At 71.3% G+C, this 18656-nt stretch carries 15 protein-coding genes and 1 tRNA gene; 7 read left to right on the top strand and 9 right to left on the bottom strand.

What is annotated here, in order from left to right; genetic code table 11:
- Nucleotides 1-7: 7 nt before the first annotated feature.
- Nucleotides 8-2266, bottom strand: coding sequence for an MMPL family transporter (locus AC4BG9_RS02575; protein WP_490569511.1), 2259 nt, complete (start codon nt 2264-2266; stop codon nt 8-10).
- Nucleotides 2267-2352: 86 nt separating this feature from the next.
- Here AC4BG9_RS02575 and AC4BG9_RS02570 point away from each other — a divergent pair, with 86 nt between their 5' ends.
- Nucleotides 2353-3753 carry a GntP family permease gene (locus tag AC4BG9_RS02570; RefSeq protein ID WP_490569510.1) on the top strand — a complete coding sequence of 467 codons (1401 nt, stop codon included), beginning with the start codon at nt 2353-2355 and terminating at the stop codon, nt 3751-3753.
- The gene (locus AC4BG9_RS02565) at nt 3750-4271 is read left to right on the top strand and encodes a gluconokinase (protein WP_490569509.1); all 522 of its coding nucleotides are present in this window, start codon (nt 3750-3752) and stop codon (nt 4269-4271) included. The genes AC4BG9_RS02570 and AC4BG9_RS02565 overlap by 4 nt, the downstream gene beginning before the upstream one ends.
- A 91-nt stretch (nt 4272-4362) precedes the next feature.
- Here the strand turns inward: AC4BG9_RS02565 and AC4BG9_RS02560 are convergent, their stop codons facing one another.
- Together AC4BG9_RS02560 and AC4BG9_RS02555 are read right to left on the bottom strand one after the other, a co-directional pair.
- On the bottom strand, nt 4363-5577 hold the full coding sequence (locus tag AC4BG9_RS02560; protein ID WP_490569508.1) for a DUF4032 domain-containing protein: 1215 nt from the start codon (nt 5575-5577) through the stop codon (nt 4363-4365).
- 26 nt (nt 5578-5603) lie between these two features.
- The gene (locus tag AC4BG9_RS02555) at nt 5604-6716 is read right to left on the bottom strand and encodes a DUF2776 family protein (protein WP_490569507.1); all 1113 of its coding nucleotides are present in this window, start codon (nt 6714-6716) and stop codon (nt 5604-5606) included.
- Nucleotides 6717-6787: 71 nt separating this feature from the next.
- Here AC4BG9_RS02555 and gadC point away from each other — a divergent pair, with 71 nt between their 5' ends.
- The 4 genes from gadC to AC4BG9_RS02535 are packed head-to-tail and all read left to right on the top strand — an operon-like array spanning nt 6788 to nt 10814.
- On the top strand, nt 6788-8257 hold the full coding sequence (gene gadC, locus AC4BG9_RS02550) for a glutamate/gamma-aminobutyrate antiporter GadC (RefSeq protein WP_490569506.1): 1470 nt from the start codon (nt 6788-6790) through the stop codon (nt 8255-8257).
- A 6-nt stretch (nt 8258-8263) separates the two neighbouring features.
- Complete coding sequence (locus AC4BG9_RS02545; protein ID WP_490569505.1) at nt 8264-8698, top strand: hypothetical protein; 435 nt, start codon at nt 8264-8266, stop codon at nt 8696-8698.
- Between the two features lie 56 nt (nt 8699-8754).
- The gene (gad, locus tag AC4BG9_RS02540; RefSeq protein WP_490569504.1) at nt 8755-10143 is read left to right on the top strand and encodes a glutamate decarboxylase; all 1389 of its coding nucleotides are present in this window, start codon (nt 8755-8757) and stop codon (nt 10141-10143) included.
- Nucleotides 10144-10157: 14 nt separating this feature from the next.
- Nucleotides 10158-10814, top strand: a complete 657-nt coding sequence (locus AC4BG9_RS02535; protein WP_490569503.1) for a hypothetical protein — start codon at nt 10158-10160, stop codon at nt 10812-10814.
- A 5-nt stretch (nt 10815-10819) separates the two neighbouring features.
- Here AC4BG9_RS02535 and AC4BG9_RS02530 read toward each other — a convergent pair whose 3' ends face one another.
- The 4 genes from AC4BG9_RS02530 to pdxY form a co-directional block, all read right to left on the bottom strand.
- Nucleotides 10820-13018: a helix-turn-helix transcriptional regulator gene (locus AC4BG9_RS02530; RefSeq protein ID WP_490569502.1), complete on the bottom strand. Its 2199-nt coding sequence runs from the start codon at nt 13016-13018 to the stop codon at nt 10820-10822.
- Nucleotides 13019-13072: 54 nt separating this feature from the next.
- Nucleotides 13073-14893, bottom strand: coding sequence for a glycoside hydrolase family 13 protein (locus tag AC4BG9_RS02525; RefSeq protein WP_490569501.1), 1821 nt, complete (start codon nt 14891-14893; stop codon nt 13073-13075).
- 15 nt (nt 14894-14908) lie between these two features.
- A tRNA-Thr gene (locus tag AC4BG9_RS02520) sits at nt 14909-14984 on the bottom strand.
- Between the two features lie 36 nt (nt 14985-15020).
- Nucleotides 15021-15872 carry a pyridoxal kinase PdxY gene (gene pdxY, locus AC4BG9_RS02515; protein ID WP_490569500.1) on the bottom strand — a complete coding sequence of 284 codons (852 nt, stop codon included), beginning with the start codon at nt 15870-15872 and terminating at the stop codon, nt 15021-15023.
- A 248-nt stretch (nt 15873-16120) separates the two neighbouring features.
- Between pdxY and AC4BG9_RS02510 the strand changes: the two genes are divergently transcribed.
- Nucleotides 16121-17059 carry a hypothetical protein gene (locus AC4BG9_RS02510; protein WP_490569499.1) on the top strand — a complete coding sequence of 313 codons (939 nt, stop codon included), beginning with the start codon at nt 16121-16123 and terminating at the stop codon, nt 17057-17059.
- 97 nt (nt 17060-17156) lie between these two features.
- On the opposite strand, the gene AC4BG9_RS02505 is transcribed toward AC4BG9_RS02510, so the two are convergent.
- Entirely contained in the window at nt 17157-17927 is a 771-nt protein-coding gene (locus AC4BG9_RS02505) for a dioxygenase family protein (RefSeq protein WP_490569498.1), read from the bottom strand.
- 28 nt (nt 17928-17955) lie between these two features.
- Complete coding sequence (locus AC4BG9_RS02500) at nt 17956-18651, bottom strand: uracil-DNA glycosylase (RefSeq protein ID WP_490569497.1); 696 nt, start codon at nt 18649-18651, stop codon at nt 17956-17958.
- Between the last annotated feature and the right edge of the window lie 5 nt (nt 18652-18656).

Raw genomic sequence — 18656 nt, 5'->3', positions numbered from 1 at the left:
GCCGGGCTCACCCGGCCCGCACGGGGGAGGAGTGCTCGCTCACGCCGTACTTGGCGTGCAAGCGCTTCATCCACCGCGGGGCCCACCAGTTCCAGCGACCGAGCATCGTCATCGTGGCGGGCACGATGATCATCCGGACGATCGTCGCGTCGATCAGCACCGCGACCGCGAGGGCGAAGCCCGTCTGCTTGATCACCAGCATCTCGCCGGCCGCGAAGCCGGAGAAGACGATGACCATGATCGCCGCCGCGGAGGTGATGATCCGTCCCGACCGCTGGAGGCCGACCCGTACGGCGGTGTCGTCGTCCTGGCCCTGCTCGTGCAGCTCGATGACGCGCGCCAGCAGGAAGACCTCGTAGTCCATCGAGAGCCCGAACCCGAAGGCGAGCACCAGCAGCGGGATCACCGACTCGATGCCGCCCGTCGAGTCGAAGCCCAGCACCGACTCCAGCGCCCCGTCCTGGAACGCCCAGACCAGGATCCCCAGGCTCGCGCCGAGTGAGACGATGTTGAGCAGCAGCGCCTTGACCGGGATCACCACGCTGCCGGTGAGCAGGAAGAGGAGCAGGAAGGTTGCTCCGGCGATCCAGAGCGCGGCCCACGGGGCCCGGTCGTGGACCGAGTCGGTGAAGTCCTGGAGCGACGCGGCCTGACCGGCCACCCAGGTCGGCACGCCGAGGTCCGCGTCGCGGAGCTCGGCGGCGACGTCGCGCGCCGCCTGGCCCATCGCGCCGCCGTCGGTGTGCACCCCGAGGGAGACCAGCTCGGGTCCGCCCGGGACGGCCCCGTCCGCCTCGACCCCCTCGGGCAGCGGGCCGAGCACGCGCGGCGGATCCACGGAGGTGACCTCGTCCAGGCCCTCCAGCTCCGCGACCAGGGCGGCCGCCTCCTCGGGGCTCGCCTGGGCGACCAGGGTCACGGTCGGGCTGGCCAGGACCGGGTAGTCCCGTTCCAGGTCCTCGATGAAGACCCGCTGCTCGGCGTCCTCGGGCAGCAGCTCGACTCCCGACGCGGTGAGGCGCAGGTCGAGCGCGGGGAGCGCGAGCAGCAGCAGCACCGCGACGCTGACGAGGGTGGTCAGCACCGGCCAGCGCTGCACCAGCCTGGCCAGGCGGCTGAAGACGCCGTCCTCGGGCGCCGCCTCCGCCCCCTGGCGCCGCACCAGCCGGGCGGCCCCCCAGGAGCAGAGGGCCGGGACCAGGGTGAGCGCCACGACCAGGGCGACCACGACGACCGCGACGCCGGCGGCGCCGATCGCCCGCATCACCGGGGCCTCGAAGAGCATCAGCCCCGACAGCGAGATGCCGACGATCAGGGCGGAGAAGAGCACCGTGCGGCCCGCGGTCGCCACGGCGGCCCCCACCGCGTCCTCGACCTGGGCGCGGGTGGGCGGGACCGTCCGGTCGGCTTCCGCGAGGTGCCCCAGCTCCTCGCGGAAGCGGCTCACCAGCAGCAGCCCGTAGTCGATGCAGAGGGCCAGGCCCATCACCGTGACGATGTTGACCACCGTGGCGTCGAGGTCGATCAGGTAGGAGAAGCCGAAGAGGATGGCCAGGGCCCCGGAGATCGACGCGATCGCCCCGGCGATCGGCAGGCCGGCCGCGATGAAGCCGCCGAAGACGAAGACCATCAGCAACAGGGAGAGCGGGAGGGCGATCCCCTCGCCGCGGGTCAGGTCCGCCTTGATCTGGTCGACGACGTCGTCGACGAGCAGGCCGGTGCCTCCCACCGAGACCTCGGCGCCATGCGAGCCGAGCAGCCGCTCCCCGTCGGTCCTGAGCACCTCGACGACCTCGTCCTGGACGGCGCCCCCGATCTCGCTGCCCACCTCGACCACCACCAGGAACGAGCCGCCGGCGGGGTCGTTGCCCTGCACCAGGCCGTAGGAGTCGGGGGAGCGCGGCCACCCGGGGGTGGTCATCGGGGAGGTGACCTCGCCGACGCCCTCGACCTCCTCGATGCGCTCCACCAGCTCGGTCACGTCACGGGCGAGGTCGGGGTCGGCCAGGTCGACGCCGTCGACCCGCGCGGTGACGTTGAGGGCGCCCTCGTCGGTGGCGGTGATCAGGTCACGCGCCGTCTGCGCCTGGCCGGGGGCCACGATGTCGCCGGTCTCGAGGCGGTCGAAGAGCGAGCTGCCCCCGAGGAGGCCGAGACTGGTGACGAAGCCCAGGACGACGAGCAGGCTCCAGGTGATGACCAGCGCAAGCCAGTGCCGGGCGGTGCCACGACCGAGGCGGAACAGGAGGGGGTCGGACGTCTTCACGACGAAGAGCCTGCCACCAAGCGGGTCGGCGCGGAGCGTCGGTCCCTGACGCTACGGTGTGACTCACGCCACTCCGAGGAGGCTCGATGGACCCCATGGACCCGGTCTACGGATCCGGCACGCTGCTCCTGATCGCGGCCGCGGGCATCGCCGTGCTGCTGGTGCTCATCATCGGGCTCCGCATGCACGCCTTCATCGCGCTCGTCCTGGTCAGCTTCGGCACCGCGATCGCGGCGGGGGTGCCGCTGGCCGACGTGGCCGGCGTCGCGGTCGGGGCGTTCGGCTCCACGCTGGGGACGGTCGCCCTCCTGGTGGGCCTGGGCGCCATGATCGGACGGCTCCTGGAGATCACCGGGGGCGCCCAGGTGCTGGCCGACACCCTGATCAACCGGTTCGGCGAGAAGCGGGCCCCGTTCGCGCTCGGCGTCTCGGCCCTCCTCTTCGGCCTGCCGATCTTCTTCGACGCCGGCCTGGTCGTCTTCCTCCCGATCATCTTCTCGGTCGCCACCAGGTTCGGCGGCTCGGTGCTGCTCTACGCCCTGCCGGCGGCCGGCGGGTTCGCCGCGATGCACGCGATCGTCCCGCCCCACCCCGGCCCGGTCACCGCCGCCGCCGAGATCGGGGCCAGCATCGGCCTGACCACCCTGATCGGTGTGCCGGTCGCGGTCATCGCCTGGTACGTCGGGGTCCACCTCTTCACGATCGCCTACGCCGGGAAGGTGATGGTGCCGATCGACGACAGCGTGCTGACGGGTGGTCGGAGCGGGTCAGGTGCGGACGAGGCGGAGACGACCCCGCGTCGGGCCCCCTCGTTCGGGCACGTGCTGGCCATCCTGCTGCTGCCGCTGGTGCTGATCGGCGCCAACACGGTGCTCACCACGCTGCGCACCGCGGGGGACCTCGACGAGGAGGGGGTGGTGGTCGACTCCCTGATCTTCATCGGCCAGACCCCGGTGGCGCTGCTCATCACCCTGCTGGTCGCCACCTACACCCTGGGCAGCCGGGGCCGTTCGCTGGCCGACGTCGAGTCGATCCTCAACGACGCGCTCGGGCCCATCTGCGCGATCATCCTGATCACCGGCGCCGGGGGGATGTTCGGCGGCGTGCTGCGCTACAGCGGCATCGGCTCCGCGCTCTCGGAGTCGCTGGAGGACCTCGGCCTCCCGCTGATCCTCTCGGCGTTCGTGGTCGCCACGATCCTGCGGGTGGCGCAGGGGTCGGCGACGGTGGCGCTGACCACCACGGCCGGGCTCATCTCGGCGGCCGTCGCCGCCGAGGGGCCCTCGTCGGTGCAGCTGGTCGCCCTGGTGATGGCGATCGCCGCCGGCGCGACCGTGCTCTCCCACGTCAACGACTCCGGCTTCTGGCTGGTCAGCCGGTTCTTCGGGATGGACGTCAAGACGACGCTGCGCACCTGGACGGTGATGGAGACGACCCTGGGGCTCTCCATCTTCGTGCTGGCCTGCGGGCTCTGGCTGGTCGGATGAGCACCTCGGACGCGCCGCCGTTCCACCTGGTCTTCATGGGGGTCTCCGGCTCCGGCAAGAGCACCGCGGCCCTGGCGGTGCAGGAGGAGCTGGGCTGGGAGATGGCCGAGGGGGACGACTTCCACCCGCCGGAGAACATCGAGAAGATGAGGTCGGGGCGCCCCCTGACCGACGACGACCGGTGGGGGTGGCTGCAGTCGCTGGCCGACTGGACCCGGGAGCGGGACGAGGCGGGGCAGCCGACGATCCTCAGCTGCTCGGCACTGCGCCGTGCCTACCGCGACGTGCTGCGCCGGGGTGGTGAGGGCACCTTCTTCGTCCACATGGTCGGCGACAAGGGGCTGCTGCTGGAGCGGATGTCGGAGCGGGCCCACTTCATGCCGCCCACCCTGCTGGAGTCCCAGCTCGACACCCTGGAGCCGCTCCAGCCCGACGAGGCGGGCATGGTGGTGGACGTGGCCCACCCGCCGCGGCGGATCGCGGCCATGGTGCTGGCCCGGCTCGACCTCGGGAGGTAGCAGGTGGGGGAGGAGATCGCGTGCGGTCTGGCGCGCAACGGGGTCGGTGGGGATCCGCACCCGCTCGGCCGCGACACGGCCGGCTGACCCCCTACGCGTCGGGGGTGGCGGCGATCGCCTCCTCGGGCTTCGTCGGGAGGAACCGGTCGATGTAGTCACCGGCGGTCTCGAAGATGTCGACCTCGTGGCCGGCCTGCTCCGAGAGGTACCACCGGTGCTCGAGGATCTCGTGGAAGACCTCCGCGGGCTCGAGCTTGCCCCGTGCCTGCGGGGGGATCATCGCGACGATCGGGTCGTAGACGGTCGTGAGCCACATGTTCGCCACCAGGTGGCGGTCCTCGCGGCCGAGGTCGTGGGTCGCGGTGAAGGCCGCCAGGTCGTTGAGGAGCCGTCGGGCCTGGTTCTCCTCCACGTGCAGGCCGGTCAGCGACGCGAGCTCGCGCGCGTGGTGCCCGAGCTCGACCACCTTGGGCTGGATGCGCACCTGCTCGCCGTCGTAGTCGGTGATGATGTCGAGCTCGTCGACGTCGAAGCCGAGGTCGTTGAGGTGCTCGATGCGCTGCTCGATCCGCCACATCTCGTCGGTGGAGAACTCCTCCTCCCGGGTCAGCTCCGCCCACAGCGCGGCATAGCGCTCACGGAGCAGGTCGATCACGTGGTGCGGTGTCATCTCGCCGGCGACCACGCCGCTGGCCTGCAGGTCGAGCAGCTCGGCGAAGACGTTCTCGCAGCCCACGGTGATGTCGTGCTCGCGCAACCGGTCGCTGAGCGTCGCGCGCAGCTCCCCGGTCTCGGCGTCGACGAGGTAGGCCGCATACTCGCCCGCGTTGCGCCGGAAGAGGGCGTTGGAGAGCGACACGTCGCCCCAGTAGAAGCCCGCCAGGTGGAGCCGGACCAGCAGCACCACCAGGGCGTCGACCAGGGACGGCACGTGGGCCGCGGTCGCCCCGTGCGCGAAGAGGCTCCGGTAGGGGAGGGAGAACCGCAGGTGCTCGGTGACCAGCGCGGCGGGGAGCTCCTCGCCGTCCGAGCCCGTCCGTCCCGCGACCACTCCCATGGGGGCCACGGTGGGCAGGTCGAGGCGGCGCAGGTCCCGCAGCGTGCGGTACTCGCGGAACGCGATCGGCTCCTGGGTCTCCTTGACGGCGTAGGTGCGCGAGCCGAGGCGCACGATCCGCACCACGTGGCGGGAGAGACCGCGCGGCAGCGGGACGACGTAGTCGTCGCCCCACTCGGCCAGGGGCAGGTGCCAGGGCAGCCGGACGATCGCCGGGTCCGGTCGGTGTGCCACGATCCGCAGCGCCATCGAGGCAGCCTAGCGCCCTCGCGTGATCACGGATCCTGGCTCGGGGAGGCGGTGCCGCTCTCCAGGATGGAGACGATCGAGTAGAGGGTGAAGCAGATCGCCCCCAGCCCCACCAGCACGTGCGCGGCGATGAAGACGCTTGAGTCGGTGAAGGCGGCCTGGAAGACGAACGCGGCGAGGAACAGACAGCTGAGCGCGGTCACCACGGGGATCAGCGGCACCCGGTTGGCCAGGCTGAAGGTACGGCGCCACACCAGCGCCAGCAGGCCGACCTTGCTCAGGATGCTGAAGCAGACCAGCCCCAGGCCGATCAGGACGAACCCCGGGGTGCGGTAGTAGGACTCGGCGTCGAGGACCAGCAGCACCACGCCCCAGCCCACGGAGAAGGCGCCCATCACGATCACGAGCCAGGGCCAGCCGACGCGGTCCCGCTCCCCGTAGCCGTCCTGGATCTGGCGCAGGATGCTCCAGACCAGCGCGATCAGGCTCGTGCAGATGGTCGCGAGGCCGCTGACCACGTGACCCACCGTGAACCGGCTGGGCGAGGTGGGCAGCGCCAGGTTGATGAGGCCGAAGCCCCAGGCGATCGCCGCCAGCAGCACCGGGATCGCGGCCAGCACCAGGACCGAACCCCTGGAGAACGCCTCGGCAGGCGGGCGTCCGGTGGACGGCCGGGCGGAGTTGCGAGGGATGAGGGAGAACTTGGTGGAGGCGGTGGCGACGGTGGCCACGCAGCCGCAGATCAGGCCGAGACCGAGGACGACGTGCCCGGCGACGTACTCCGGGCTCTGGCCGGTCCCGGAGGCGCCGGTGAAGATGTAGACGCCGTACGCGGCGGTGACGACCGCCGCCAGGTAGCCCAGCGCGGGGTAGAGGACGCGGTCGACGGCGTTGAAGCGGCCGATCAGCTGACGGATGATCGTCGCGGCCGTGCAGAACAGGCACAGGCAGATCGCGCCGAGGAAGGTCACGACGCGGCCGGCCACGTAGTTGCCCGGCGCGTCGCCGGCGTTCCAGACGTAGACGCCGAACCCGATGCAGACGCCCATCATCGCCAGGGGGATGGCCCGGAAGACGACGCTGACCCAGTAGTTCACCAGATCACCATCCACCGCCATCCGGCTGGGCGCGTCACTCATTGTGAGTGATGCCGCCTCGGCGGAATGCACCTAGCGTCGTGGGACGGAGCAATCCACCGGAAGGTGTTGAGATGGCTACTCGGGAAGACGGCTCGACCCCTGCGGCGCAGCGTTCGGCGCCGAAGAGCTCGTACATCAGCTGGACCTCGATGGCGATCCTGATCGCCACGGCGGTCGCCAGCGTCCGCGGTCTGCCGGCCATGGCCGCCTACGACTGGGCATCGATCTTTCTCTACATCCTGCCGGCCATCCTGTTCATGGTGCCGGTGGCACTCGTGGCCGCCGAGCTGGCCAGCGGGTGGAAGGGCGGAGTCTTCGTCTGGGTCAAGGAGGCCTACGGCGACCAGCTGGGCTTCTTCGCGATCTGGCAGCAGTGGATGCAGAACGTCGCCTGGTATCCCGCCCAGCTGGCCTTCTTCGCGTCCGCGCTCGCCTACGTCTTCGATCCGGGCCTGGCGAACTCCGGCCTCTTCACGGGGCTGGTCATCCTGGTGGTGTACTGGTTCTCCACCTTCATCGCGACCTTGGGCGTCGACGCGTTCGCCAAGGTGGGGACGTGGGGGTTCCTGGTCGGGACGATCGTGCCCGCAGCGGCGTTGATCGTCTTCGCAGTCATCTACTGGCAGGACGGCGGAACCTCGCACCTCCCGTCGGTCAGCGACGCGGAGTGGTTCCCGAAGTTCACCGGCCTGGCGAGCATCGTGCTCATCGTCAGCAACTTCCTCTCCTACGCCGGGATGGAGATGAACGCCGTCCACGTGACGGAGATGCGCAAGCCGAGCGTCGAGTTCCCCAAGGCGATCGTGCTCTCGGTCATCCTCATCCTCTTCGTCTTCATCCTCCCCACCCTGGCCATCTCGATCGGCGTGCCGGGATCCAGCGTCAACCTGACCCAAGGCGTGCTCCAGGCGTTCGACGTCTTCTTCAACCATCTCGGGATGTCCTGGGGAACGACGGTCATGTCCTTGCTGATCGTCATCGGGATCCTCGCCTCGGTGGTCACCTGGATCCCCGGGCCGAGCAAGGGTCTCCTGCTGGTGGGCAAGGAGGGCTACCTGCCTCCGCGACTGCAGGGCACCAACAGCCACGGGATGCAGGTCCCGATCATGATGGTCCAGGGGCTCATCGTCACCGCGATGGCTGTGCTGTTCGCGATCCTTCCCTCGGTGCAGTCGGTCTTCTGGATCCTCACCGCCATGGCCGTGCAGCTCTACCTGCTGATGTACATGGTCATGTTCCTGGCGGCCATGCGGCTGCGCAAGACCCACCCCGAAGTCAAGCGCGGCTTCCGGACCCCGGCCATGCCCGTGGTGGGCTCGGTCGGGTTCGTGGCCAGCGTCGCGGCGTTCCTCCTCGGCTTCGTCGAGCCGTCGGGCAACGCGGACTCGACGCCCCAGGGGGTCTACATCCTGATCCTGGTGGCCGGGATCGTCCTGCTCGGGGTCTGGCCGTTCGTGCTCTACAAGATGCGCCGGCCGGAGTGGAAGGTCGAGACCTCCACGGAGAACACCCATACCGACACCCCGGTTGAGGAGGCGTGAGCTTCGATGATCACGACGCGTGAAGGCCGTCGCGCACGGCGGCGGATGACGGGCCTGGCGGTCGCGCTGGCACTGGGCCTCTCCGCGTGCACGGCCGCGGGCACTGCCTCCGACTCGGACGGCGACAAGGCGCGGGAGCTCGCCGCCCAGCTCAACACGAAGCTCGCCGACGCCGGCCTGCCGGCACTCGACACCGAGACGGCGACCGCGCTCTACGGCACCGACGGGGGGGTGAGCTGTGAGAACGCCGGCGAGCTGCAGCACCAGCTCTCCCTCTCCCAGTTCGGCAACAACTCCAGCCACCTGCGCCGGGTGGTGCTGGACCCGAGCCTGGTCAGCTACGACCTCGCCGTGGTCCAGACCTACTGCCCGGACAAGCTCGACGACTTCGAAGACGTGATCGACAAGCTCGAGACCGAGGAGACGGTCCCCACGCCCTAGCCGACCCCAGCCCACCACGACAGGCGCGCCATGCGCCGACCTGAGGAGCCAATGACATGCTGCACAACCGACGCTCAGTGCGAGACGCCCTCGAGGACGACGTCTTCGCCTCGACGGACCTCTCGGTCACGATGCCGAAGTACAAGTTCCCGAACGACGAGCAGGTGCCCCGGCACGCCTTCCAGGTCGTCCACGACGAGCTGATGCTCGACGGGAACTCGCGCCAGAACCTCGCCACCTTCTGCCAGACGTGGGTCGAGCCCGAGATCAACGAGCTGATGGCGTTGTCGGTCGACAAGAACATGATCGACAAGGACGAGTACCCGCAGACGGCCGAGCTCGAGGCGCGCTGCGTGCACATGCTCGCCGACCTCTGGAACAGCCCCGAGGCGGCCGACACCATGGGCACCTCGACCACCGGCTCCAGCGAGGCGGCGATGCTCGGCGGGATGGCACTGCTGTGGAAGTGGCGGGAGCGTCGTCGGGCCGAGGGCAAGCCCACCGACCGGCCCAACCTGGTCACCGGCCCGGTGCAGATCTGCTGGCACAAGTTCACCCGCTACTGGGACGTCGAGCACCGGGAGATCCCGATGGAGGGCGACCGGCTGCTCATGAACCCCGAAGAGGTGCTCAAGCGCGTCGACGAGAACACCATCGGGGTCGTCCCGACGCTGGGGGTCACGTTCACCTGCCAGTACGAGCCCGTCGCGGACGTGGCCGCCGCGCTGGACAAGCTCGAGGCCGACACCGGGCTCGACGTGCCCATGCACGTCGACGGTGCCAGCGGAGGGTTCATCGCGCCGTTCGTGGAGCCGGACCTGATCTGGGACTTCCGGCTACCGCGCGTGAAGTCGATCAACGCCTCCGGGCACAAGTTCGGCCTGGCGCCTCTCGGGGTCGGGTGGGTGGTGTGGCGCGACGCCGCGGAGCTCCCCGACGACCTGGTCTTCCACGTCAACTACCTGGGCGGCGACATGGCGGTGTTCGCCCTGAACTTCTCCCGCCCCGGCGGCCAGATCGTCGCCCAGTACTACAACTTCCTGCGGCTCGGCAGGGAGGGGTACCGCAAGATCCACCAGGCAGGCTACGAGACCGCGCGCTACCTGGCCGACGAGATCGGCCAGATGGGTCCGTTCGAGATGATCTACGACGGTCGAGGCGGCATCCCCGGCCTCACCTGGAAGCTGAAGGAGGGCGTGGACCACGGGTTCAACCTCTTCGACCTCGCCGACAGGCTGCGCACTCGTGGCTGGCAGGTGCCCGCGTACACGTTGCCTCCCGACCGGGAGGACCTGGCCATCCAACGAATCCTGGTGCGGCACGACTTCAGCCGGGACATGGCGTCGCTGCTGCTCGACGACTACCGGCGGTCGATGAAGATGCTCGACAAGCATGGGCCCAAGGAGTCCCTGAGTGCGGAGGAAGGCACCGGCTTCCACCACTGATGAAGGGGAGGTCCGTGCGGGAGGGCCGCGAGGCCTACGGCGAGACGCGGTGGCCCATGGCGGCAGCGGTCCTGGTCTCCATGGGCCTCACGGCCCAGCTCCCCGAGAGCCTGCGGCTCGGTCAGCCGTGGGTGCTCCCGAGCATCTCCGGGCTGCTGCTCGCGGCGCTGCTCGCCGGCGACCCCGGGCGGATCTCGCGCCGGACCACCGCGCTGCGGCTCACCTCGGTCGCGCTGATCACCCTGCTGTCCCTGGGGGCCATCTGGTCGACGGTCCAGCTCGTCGTCGACATCCTCGACGGCGGTGCCCAGACGGACTCGGCGCGGGAGCTGCTGTGGTGGGGTGGCTGCGTCTGGCTGATCACCGTCATCGCCTGCGCCATGCTCTACTTCGAGCTCGACGGGGGCGGGGCCGCGGCGCGCGCCGAGCGGATGCCACGCACGCCCGACCTGGCCTTCCCGCAGCAGCTGAGCCCTGAGGTGAGCCCCGAGGGCTGGTGCCCGCGGTTCCACGACTACCTCTACCTCGGTCTGACCAACGCCACCGCGTTCAGCCCCACCGACGTGATGCCGCTCGCCCCCTGGGCCAAGGCAGTCATGTCGGTCCAGGCCGTGACGTCGTTCGTGATCGTCGGGCTGATCGTGGCGCGGGCCGTGAACGTGCTGGACTGACCGGCTCACCCGCCGAGCAGGCCCAGCAACGTCGCGCGCTCGACCGCCTCGCCGCGCGACGTCACGCCGAGCTTGCGGTAGATGGCCGAGACCTCCGAGGCGACGGTGTTGCGTGAGATCCGGAGGCGTGCGCCGATGTCGGCGATCTTCAGGTGCGTCGCCAGGTAGGGCAGGACCCGGAGCTCCGCCGGAGTGAGGGGGGCCTCGTGCGGAGCGGTGCGGGCGCCCTGGGCGATCAGCGCGCGGAACTCTGAGACCTCCTCGGCCAGTACGCCGAGTGCCGGCCGTCGTCTCAGGACGGTGTCGATCTCGCTCAGCAGCCGCCGGGCACTGGCGTGCTCGCCGCGCGCCCAGCACACCTTCGCCAGCTGCACGCGTCCTCTGGTCGCCAGGCACGGCATCACGACGGTGGATGCCGCTCGGGCACGCATCGCCTGCTCGACTCGCTCGTCAGCCCGGGCCAGGTCGCCGCGGTGCATCGCCAGCCGGGCCGCGGCGGCGAAGGCGAGCAGGCTGACCGCGTAGTCCTCCAGCCGGTGCTGCGCGACCGTGCGCAGCGCAAGGTCGACATGGTCCACCGCCTCGCGCCAGCGGCCCGCGTCCATGTCGAGGACGGCCAGGCTCGACTCGCCGTGCACCACCGCGTCGGCGCTGCCTGCGGAGAGCGCCTCCGCGCTCGCGTCCTCGAAGAGGTCCGCGGCCTGCACGAGGGCCCCGCAGAGGAGGTGCGCCTCGGCGAGCAGGCACAGGGACGCGGCCCGCCAGGGACTCCACTGCGCCCCCGCGGCGGCGGCTGCGAGCTCCCCGTCCGCCCTCATCTGCTCGGGTCCCGCGGGACACATCGCGGCCCGCAGCATCGACCGGGGGGCGAGTGAGTCGGGGACGTCCGGCGTGCGGGCTGCCCACCGCTGCGCCTGGGGTGTGTCGCCCACCGAGGCCGCCACCCAGCCGGCCATGACCGACAGGGGCGGGTGCGCCTCGATCACGGAGTCCCCCAGGGCCCCCAACCAGCGCTGCACCGTCGAGACGTCGCCGGCGCTGCTGGTGGGCAGGGCGAGCTCTGTGACCAGCTGGGCGCACCGGTGGAGGTCGCTGGTCGCCAGCAGGCACTCCACCGCCCGCTCCGGGGCACCGTGGGACTCGAACCAGTCCGCGGCGCGCAGGTGCAGCTTCTCGGTCACTTCCGGCTCGACGCTGCCGAGCTCTGCCAGCAGGAACTCCCGGAAGAGGGGGTGATAGCGGTACCACCCCCTCGTCCGGTCGAGGGGGACGAGGAAGGAGCTCGACGCCTCGAGGGTGCGCAGCCGGTCCTGGGCGCCCTGCTCCTCCAGGACGGCGTCGCACAGCGGGCCGTGGAGCCGGTCGAGGACGGCGGTGCGTCGCAGGAACCGCTGGGTCGCCGGGTCGAGGTCGCCGAAGACCTCGCGGTGGAAGTAGTCGGCGATGAAGGGGTCGGTCCCGGTGACGGCCTCGGCCGGGCCGGCGTCGACGTGGGCCTGGGCGACGAGGGCGGCCAGGTGGAGGCCGACCGGCCAGCCCTCGGTCCGCTCGGTCACCTCCCGGGCCCGCTCGGGGGTGAGGTGCGTGCCGGCGGCCGCGAAGATGTGCGCGGCACCGGCCGCGTCGAGACGCAGATCGGCTCCGGTCAGCTCGATCGCCGCGCCGGCGGCGCGGAGCCGGGGCAGGTGCGGCTGGGCGTGGCGGCTGGCGCACACGACCTGGGAGCCGGCCGGGACCGCGGCCCCGACGATGCCCAGGACGTCGTGGCACTCGGGGGAACGGAGCACGTGCAGGTCGTCGAGGAACAGCACGAACGGGGTCGCCGTCTGCCTGAACGCCGCGGCGAGGTGAGCCGCGTCCCGGCTGTGCGTGGCGACGGCCGGGCCTGCCTGCTCCGGTGACGTGCGCTGGAGGGCGGAGGCGAGCAGGAAGAGCAGGCGGTCCGCGTGGTCGTCGAGTGCGTCCAGCGAGACCCAGCCGACTCTGCGGTGCTCGCGCTGGGCCCACTCGTGGAGCAGGGCCGACTTCCCGTAGCCGGCGGGTGCGGTGACGCCCACCGCGACGGCTCCGGTCTGGCGGGCCGCGTCCGTGAGCCAGGCGCGGCTCAGGAGCCCGGGGGTGGGCGTCGGGACCGACAGCTTGACGTCGAGAAGGACGTCGTCAAGCCCGACTCGGCGAGCGAGCCTGTCGACGGTCGTGGTCACGTCCCTCAACGTAGGAAGCGTCCCCGGCCGCGGACAGAGGCGAAGTGCCCCGTCTCACCGGGCCAGATGGACGGTGAGCACCGGCCCGTCGTACGCCGCGCCGGGGGCCGCGTCGACACCGTCCTCGGTGGCCAGCAGGAGGCGTCCCGACGGGAGCCCCTCGATCGCGGCGCCGCCGGCCCGTCGGGCGGTGACCAGCACGGTGCCCTCGGGGTGCTCGCGCAGGTAGGCCACCGCGTCGGCGCCGACGTGCGCCCACCGCAGTCCGCCGCGGCGCAGGGCGGGATGCTCCCGGCGCACCCGGGCCAGCGCGGCGTACGTCGCCAGGGTGGCGGTGTCCCACTCCTCGCGGCGGTGCCAGGGCATCGGGCGGCGCGAGTCCTCACCGAGCACGCCCTCCAGGCCGATCTCGTCGCCGGCGAAGACCATCGGGATCCCGGGCATGGTGAACTGCAGGCCGGCGGCGACCCGGTGCACCTCGGCGGAACCGACGACGGTGCGGATCCGGGCGCTGTCGTGGGAGCCCAGGATGTTCCACCCGGCCGCGGTGGCCCGCCAGCCCAGCGAGCCCTGCCAGTCGCGCAGGGCGCGGACCAGTGCGTGGCCGTCGCGCCGAGGCACCGGGAGGGGGCGGCCGAAGGCGCGGGCCGGGCTCGCCGGGTCGCGCAGCCACGACCAGACCGGCCAGGAGAAGCCGGAGTAGTTCATGGCGCCGTGCCAGCCGTCGCCGTCGACGTCGCCGGTGGCGTCGTGGTTGTGCTCGCCGATCACCCAGGCGTCGGCGCGCTCGGCGGTCGCGGTGCGGCGTACCGCGCGGGCCACGTCGTGGGCGACGTCGACGGCGCCGAGGCGGCCGGTCATGTTGGCGACGTCGATGCGCCAGCCGTCCAGCGCGAAGGGCGGGCGCATCCAGCGGGCGACGACGGAGTCGGGCCCTTCCACCATCCGGGCGCGCAGAGCGGGGCTGGTGTGGTCGATCTTGGGCAGCGTGCGGTGGCCCATCCAGCACTCGTAGTCGCCGTCGTCGTCGAGGAAGTAGTAGCCGCGCTCGGGCGACTCGGGGTCGCTGAGCGCGGTGCGGAACCACTCGTGGGTGTCGCCGGTGTGGTTGGTGGTCAGGTCGCCCAGCAGTCGCCAGCCGCGCTCGTGGACCGCGCTGCTCAGCCGGGCGTACGCCTCGTCGCCGCCGAGCAGGGGGTCGACCCGGTCGAAGGTGGAGGCGTTGTAGCGGTGGTTGCTCTCGCCGGGGAAGACGGGGGTGGTGTAGACGATGTCGGCCCCCACCTCCTCGACGTGGTCGAGGTGCTCGGTGAGCCCGTCCAGGTCGCCCCCGAAGAGCTGGAGCGGGGTGCGTGGGTCGTGGCCCTCGAAGAGGACCTCGTCGTCCCAGCCGGCCGGGACGGCCCAGTCGGGCACCGTCCGCTCGTCGGCCGCGGCCGAGCGGGCGAAGCGGTCGGGGAAGACCTGGTAGATGACTCCGTCACGCGCCCAGCCGGGTGCCTCCGGATGGGCGGAGACCTTGAAGTCGAAGGCGTCCGGCACGTCGTGGTCCACCGGGCCCGCGCCCGTCAGCCACTGCTGCTCGCCGCCGCGCGTCAGCAGGAAGCGGTAGTGGGTCACCGGGTTGTGGACCGGCAGGGTGCCGTGCCACCAGCGCGCGGTCTCCCCCTCGCCGACGGGCCGGGCGACCATCAGGTGGTACACCGGCTCCGCGTCGTACGTCGTGCGCACCCACATCGCCTCGACCGGGTCGGCGGCGGCGGTGCGGACCCGGACCGTGACCAGGTCGCCCAGGTGCGGCGGGACGTCGACGCCGCGCCCGCTGTCGAGGTAGACGCTCGAGCCGTCGTGGTGGGGCAGGTCCAGGGGCGTCATGGGGGACATCTTGCGTGGAGCCGGTGACAGGAGTCGAACCCGCGACATCCATATTACAAGTATGGCGCTCTACCAACTGAGCTACACCGGCGTGCGCCATCTCGCGGAGAGCGCCCGCACATCGTAGTCAGCGGACCTGTCGGACCTCGAACTGCATCCGCGGGTTCGCGAAGACCTCCTGGGACTGGACCAGCCGCAGCTCGCGCTCGCCGGAGTCGAGGGTGGCCTGCAGCAGGTCGAAGACGCTGGAGGTGGTGGCGGCCAGCGCCTGGGCCGCGGAGCCGGTCTCGTGCAGGTGGGCGGTGAAGAGCGCCGCGGTGACGTCGCCGGACCCGTTGGCCTTGAACGGCAGGTGCGGGGTCTGCACGATCCACGCGCCCTCGGCGGTCACGGCCATCATCTCGATGGTCCCCTCGGGGCGGTCCGGGCGCTCCACGCTGGTGACGAGCACGGTGCTCGGGCCCATCGCCATCGCCTTGTCCGCGGAGTCCAGGGTGCTCTCCAGGGTGTCGGGCTCGGTGTGGGTGAGGAAGCCGAGCTCGAACTGGTTGGGGGTGATGATGTCGGCCACGGGCACGACGCGCTCGCGGATGATCGGCGGGATGCCGGGGTCGACGAAGCAGCCCGACTTGGCGTTGCCCATCACCGGGTCGCAGGTGTAGGTCGCCTCGGGGTTGGCCGCCTTCACCTTGGCGACCGCCGAGAGGATCACGTCGGCGATCCCGGCGCCGCCCTGGTAGCCGGAGAGCACGGCGCCCACCTCGCCGAGGACTCCGCGGTCCTCGATGCCGTCGACGACGGCCGCCACGTCGCTGGGGGCCAGCAGCGGCCCGCCCCACGACCCGTAGCCCGTGTGGTTGGAGAAGTTGACGGTGTGCACCGGCCACACCTCGTGGCCGCGACGCTGGAGCGGGAAGACGGCGGCCGAGTTCCCGACGTGGCCGTAGGCGACGTGGGACTGGATCGAGAGGATCTTCACGGGTGTCAGTCTCGCACTCCTGGCCGCGGGTCGCCCCCCGTGCTTGCGGTGCGTCCCTGTTGGTTTCGCCGGGGCCCCGGCGAACCCGCCAGTTCCTGACCGTTGCAACGGTCAGGAACTGGCGGGAGAAGTAGGGAAGTCCCCGGTTTCGGACCCTTGGGCGTGCACAGGCGCAAGGGGTCGGCTTTCCTCCCCAGAAGCACGGTGGTGGCGAGGCGTTCACGACCGGTTCGGTCAGAGAGTTCATCGTGCTCGATCTCTCCCAGCTCCGCCCCAGTGGTGTGTTCCTACGCCGTGACGCCCTTGCCCATGGGTACCGCGACCGGGACCTGTCGGCCGCGCTTCGCGGCAAGGTGCTCCACCGGGTACGTCACGGGGCGTACGTCGACGCCAGCCGATGGGCGGAAGCCGATCCGGAGGGCAGGCATGCACTGGCCGTGCACGCGGTCCTGCTGACCCACCGGCCAGGTTCCGTGGTGCCGAGCCACACCTCAGCCGCTGTCCTGCACGGTCTCTCCCTCCACCGCCCAGACCTGACCAGGGTCCACGTGACAGTGCTCGACGGCTCCGCAGGCAGGCGTGGGCACGATCTCGTCTACCACCAGGGTGAAGTTGAACCCTCGGACATCGTCACGGCCGAGGTGGATGCGATGAAGCCGGTCCGGGCGGCGTTGGAGGCCGCGTCGTTGGCGGACGTGGAGGCGGGGGTGGTCGTCCTCGACTCCGTGCTGCATCGCGGTCTTGCCGACCTGGCCGGCGTGTGGGCGGCGTACGAGCGGATGGCACGCTGGCCAGGAACCCTCCGTCTGCAGACCACGGTGCGGCTCGCCAGGCACGGTGCTGAATCGGTCGGCGAGTCTCGTTCGCGGTACCTGTGCTGGTGGGCGGGAGTGCCCGAACCTGTGCTGCAGCACCCGGTGACAGACCTCCACGGCCATCTGATCGGGCTCAGTGACTTCTGGTGGCCGGACGAGCGCCTGCTGGGCGAGTTCGACGGTGCCGTGAAGTACGGCCGTCTGTTGCGTCCTGGCGAGTCCGCGGGGGACGCGGTCTTCCGGGAGAAGCAGCGGGAGGACCGGATGCGGGAGGCCGAGCGAGCATCGATGATCCGGTTCGTCTGGTCGGACCTGTCCCAGCGCGCTGCGACCGCGCGACGTTTGCGGCACGCGCTGGGTCTGGATCGGTGAACTGCCCGGTCTCCCCGAGGATCCCTGTCACTTCTTGACCGTTGCAACGGTCAAGAAGTGACGGTTTCGCCGGGGACCCGGTGAAACCACCAGCTCTTCAGGCGACCTGGAGGGACCGCTTGGAGAGGCCCATCCAGAAGCCGTCGATCCGCTGGTCCCCGGGGTCGTCGGCGACGGTGGCCGCGCCGAGCGTCACGAAGAGGGGCGTGTAGTGCTCCACGGTCGGGTGGGCGTAGGGCATGCCGGGGGCCTTGGACCGGTAGGAGGCGAGCTCGTCGACGTCGCCGCGGGCCAGTGCCTCGGCGGCCCAGGCGTCGAACTCGTGCGACCAGCCGGGGGCGGGGGCGTCGATCCGGAACTCGCGCAGGAAGGGCAGCCCGTGGGTCAGGAAGCCCGACCCGATGATCAGCACGCCCTCGTCACGCAGCGGGCGGAGGCGCGCGCCGAGCTGCATGAGGGTGCCGGGGTCCTGGGTGGGCAGCGACATCTGCACCACCGGGACGTCCGCGGCGGGGTACATGATCCGCAGCGGAACCCAGGCCCCGTGGTCGAGGCCGCGGGAGACGTGCTGGTGCACCGGCTGGGTGTCCGGCATCATCGCGGCGATCCGCGCGGCGAGGGCGGTGGAGTCGGGGGTGTCGTAGCGCATCTCGTAGTACTTCGGGGCGAAGCCGCCGAAGTCGTAGACCAGCTCGGCGCCACTGGCCGTGAGGCTCACCGGCGCGGACTCCCAGTGCGCGCTGACGATCAGGATCGCCTTCGGCCGGGGCAGGTCGCGGGCCCAGGCGGCGAGCTCGCCCGACCAGACGGGGTCGTCCAGCAGGGGGGGAGCGCCGTGGCCGAGGAAGAGGGCGGGCATCCGGTTCATGCCCACCATAATAGTTAAACTCTCAACTTTATTCCGGCAGGCGCCAGTCCACGGGTGTCCCGCCCTGCTCCTCGAGCAGCCGGTCGACCCGGCTGAACGGGCGCGAGCCGAAGAAGCCGCGGGAGGCCGAGAGCGGCGAGGGGTGGAAGGACTCGACCCAGGGGATCGGTCCGAGCAGCGGCTTGAGGGTCTGGGCGTCCCGGCCCCAGAGGATGGCGACGCACGGGCCGCCCCGGGCGGCCAGCGCCTTGATCGCGTGCTCGGTCACCGCCTCCCAGCCGCGCCCGCGGTGCGACCCGGAGTCCCCGGGGCGCACGGTGAGCACCCGGTTGAGCAGCATCACCCCCTGATCGGCCCAGGCGCTCAGGTCTCCGTGCGGGACCGGGGGATGACCCAGGTCGTCGGCCAGCTCGCGGTAGATGTTGACCAGGCTGCGCGGGACCGGGCGGACGTCGGGCGCCACGGCGAAGCTCAGGCCGATCGGGTGACCGGGCGTGGGGTAGGGGTCCTGGCCCACGACCAGCACCCGGACGTCGGCGAGCGGGCGCTGGAAGGCCCGGAAGACCGCCTCGCCGGCGGGCAGGTAGGGACGGCCGGCTGCGACCTCGTCCCGCAGGAACCGCCCCAGGGCGGCGATCCGGTCGTCGACCGGCTCCAGGGCCCGGGCCCAGTCCTCGGCCATCAGGCCGCGTTCGACCAGCGAGGCGAGTCCGCGTGCTCCCATGGCCC

The organism is Nocardioides sp. Z40_12, from assembly GCF_058215795.1.
The sequence above is the reverse complement of the archived record's forward strand: the minus strand, read 5'-3'. Positions and strand labels throughout refer to the sequence as shown.

Bases quoted from the DNA above. Each gene is read 5' to 3' on its own strand.
- gadC (WP_490569506.1), top strand. From the start codon at position 6,788: ATGGCTACTCGGGAAGACGGCTCGACCCCTGCGGCGCAGCGTTCGGCG.
- AC4BG9_RS02545 (WP_490569505.1), top strand. From the start codon at position 8,264: ATGATCACGACGCGTGAAGGCCGTCGCGCACGGCGGCGGATGACGGGC.
- AC4BG9_RS02565 (WP_490569509.1), top strand. From the start codon at position 3,750: ATGAGCACCTCGGACGCGCCGCCGTTCCACCTGGTCTTCATGGGGGTC.
- AC4BG9_RS02570 (WP_490569510.1), top strand. From the start codon at position 2,353: ATGGACCCCATGGACCCGGTCTACGGATCCGGCACGCTGCTCCTGATC.
- AC4BG9_RS02525 (WP_490569501.1), bottom strand. From the start codon at position 14,893: ATGACGCCCCTGGACCTGCCCCACCACGACGGCTCGAGCGTCTACCTC.
- AC4BG9_RS02500 (WP_490569497.1), bottom strand. From the start codon at position 18,651: ATGGGAGCACGCGGACTCGCCTCGCTGGTCGAACGCGGCCTGATGGCC.
- AC4BG9_RS02505 (WP_490569498.1), bottom strand. From the start codon at position 17,927: ATGAACCGGATGCCCGCCCTCTTCCTCGGCCACGGCGCTCCCCCCCTG.
- AC4BG9_RS02560 (WP_490569508.1), bottom strand. From the start codon at position 5,577: ATGGCGCTGCGGATCGTGGCACACCGACCGGACCCGGCGATCGTCCGG.
- gad (WP_490569504.1), top strand. From the start codon at position 8,755: ATGCTGCACAACCGACGCTCAGTGCGAGACGCCCTCGAGGACGACGTC.
- AC4BG9_RS02555 (WP_490569507.1), bottom strand. From the start codon at position 6,716: ATGAGTGACGCGCCCAGCCGGATGGCGGTGGATGGTGATCTGGTGAAC.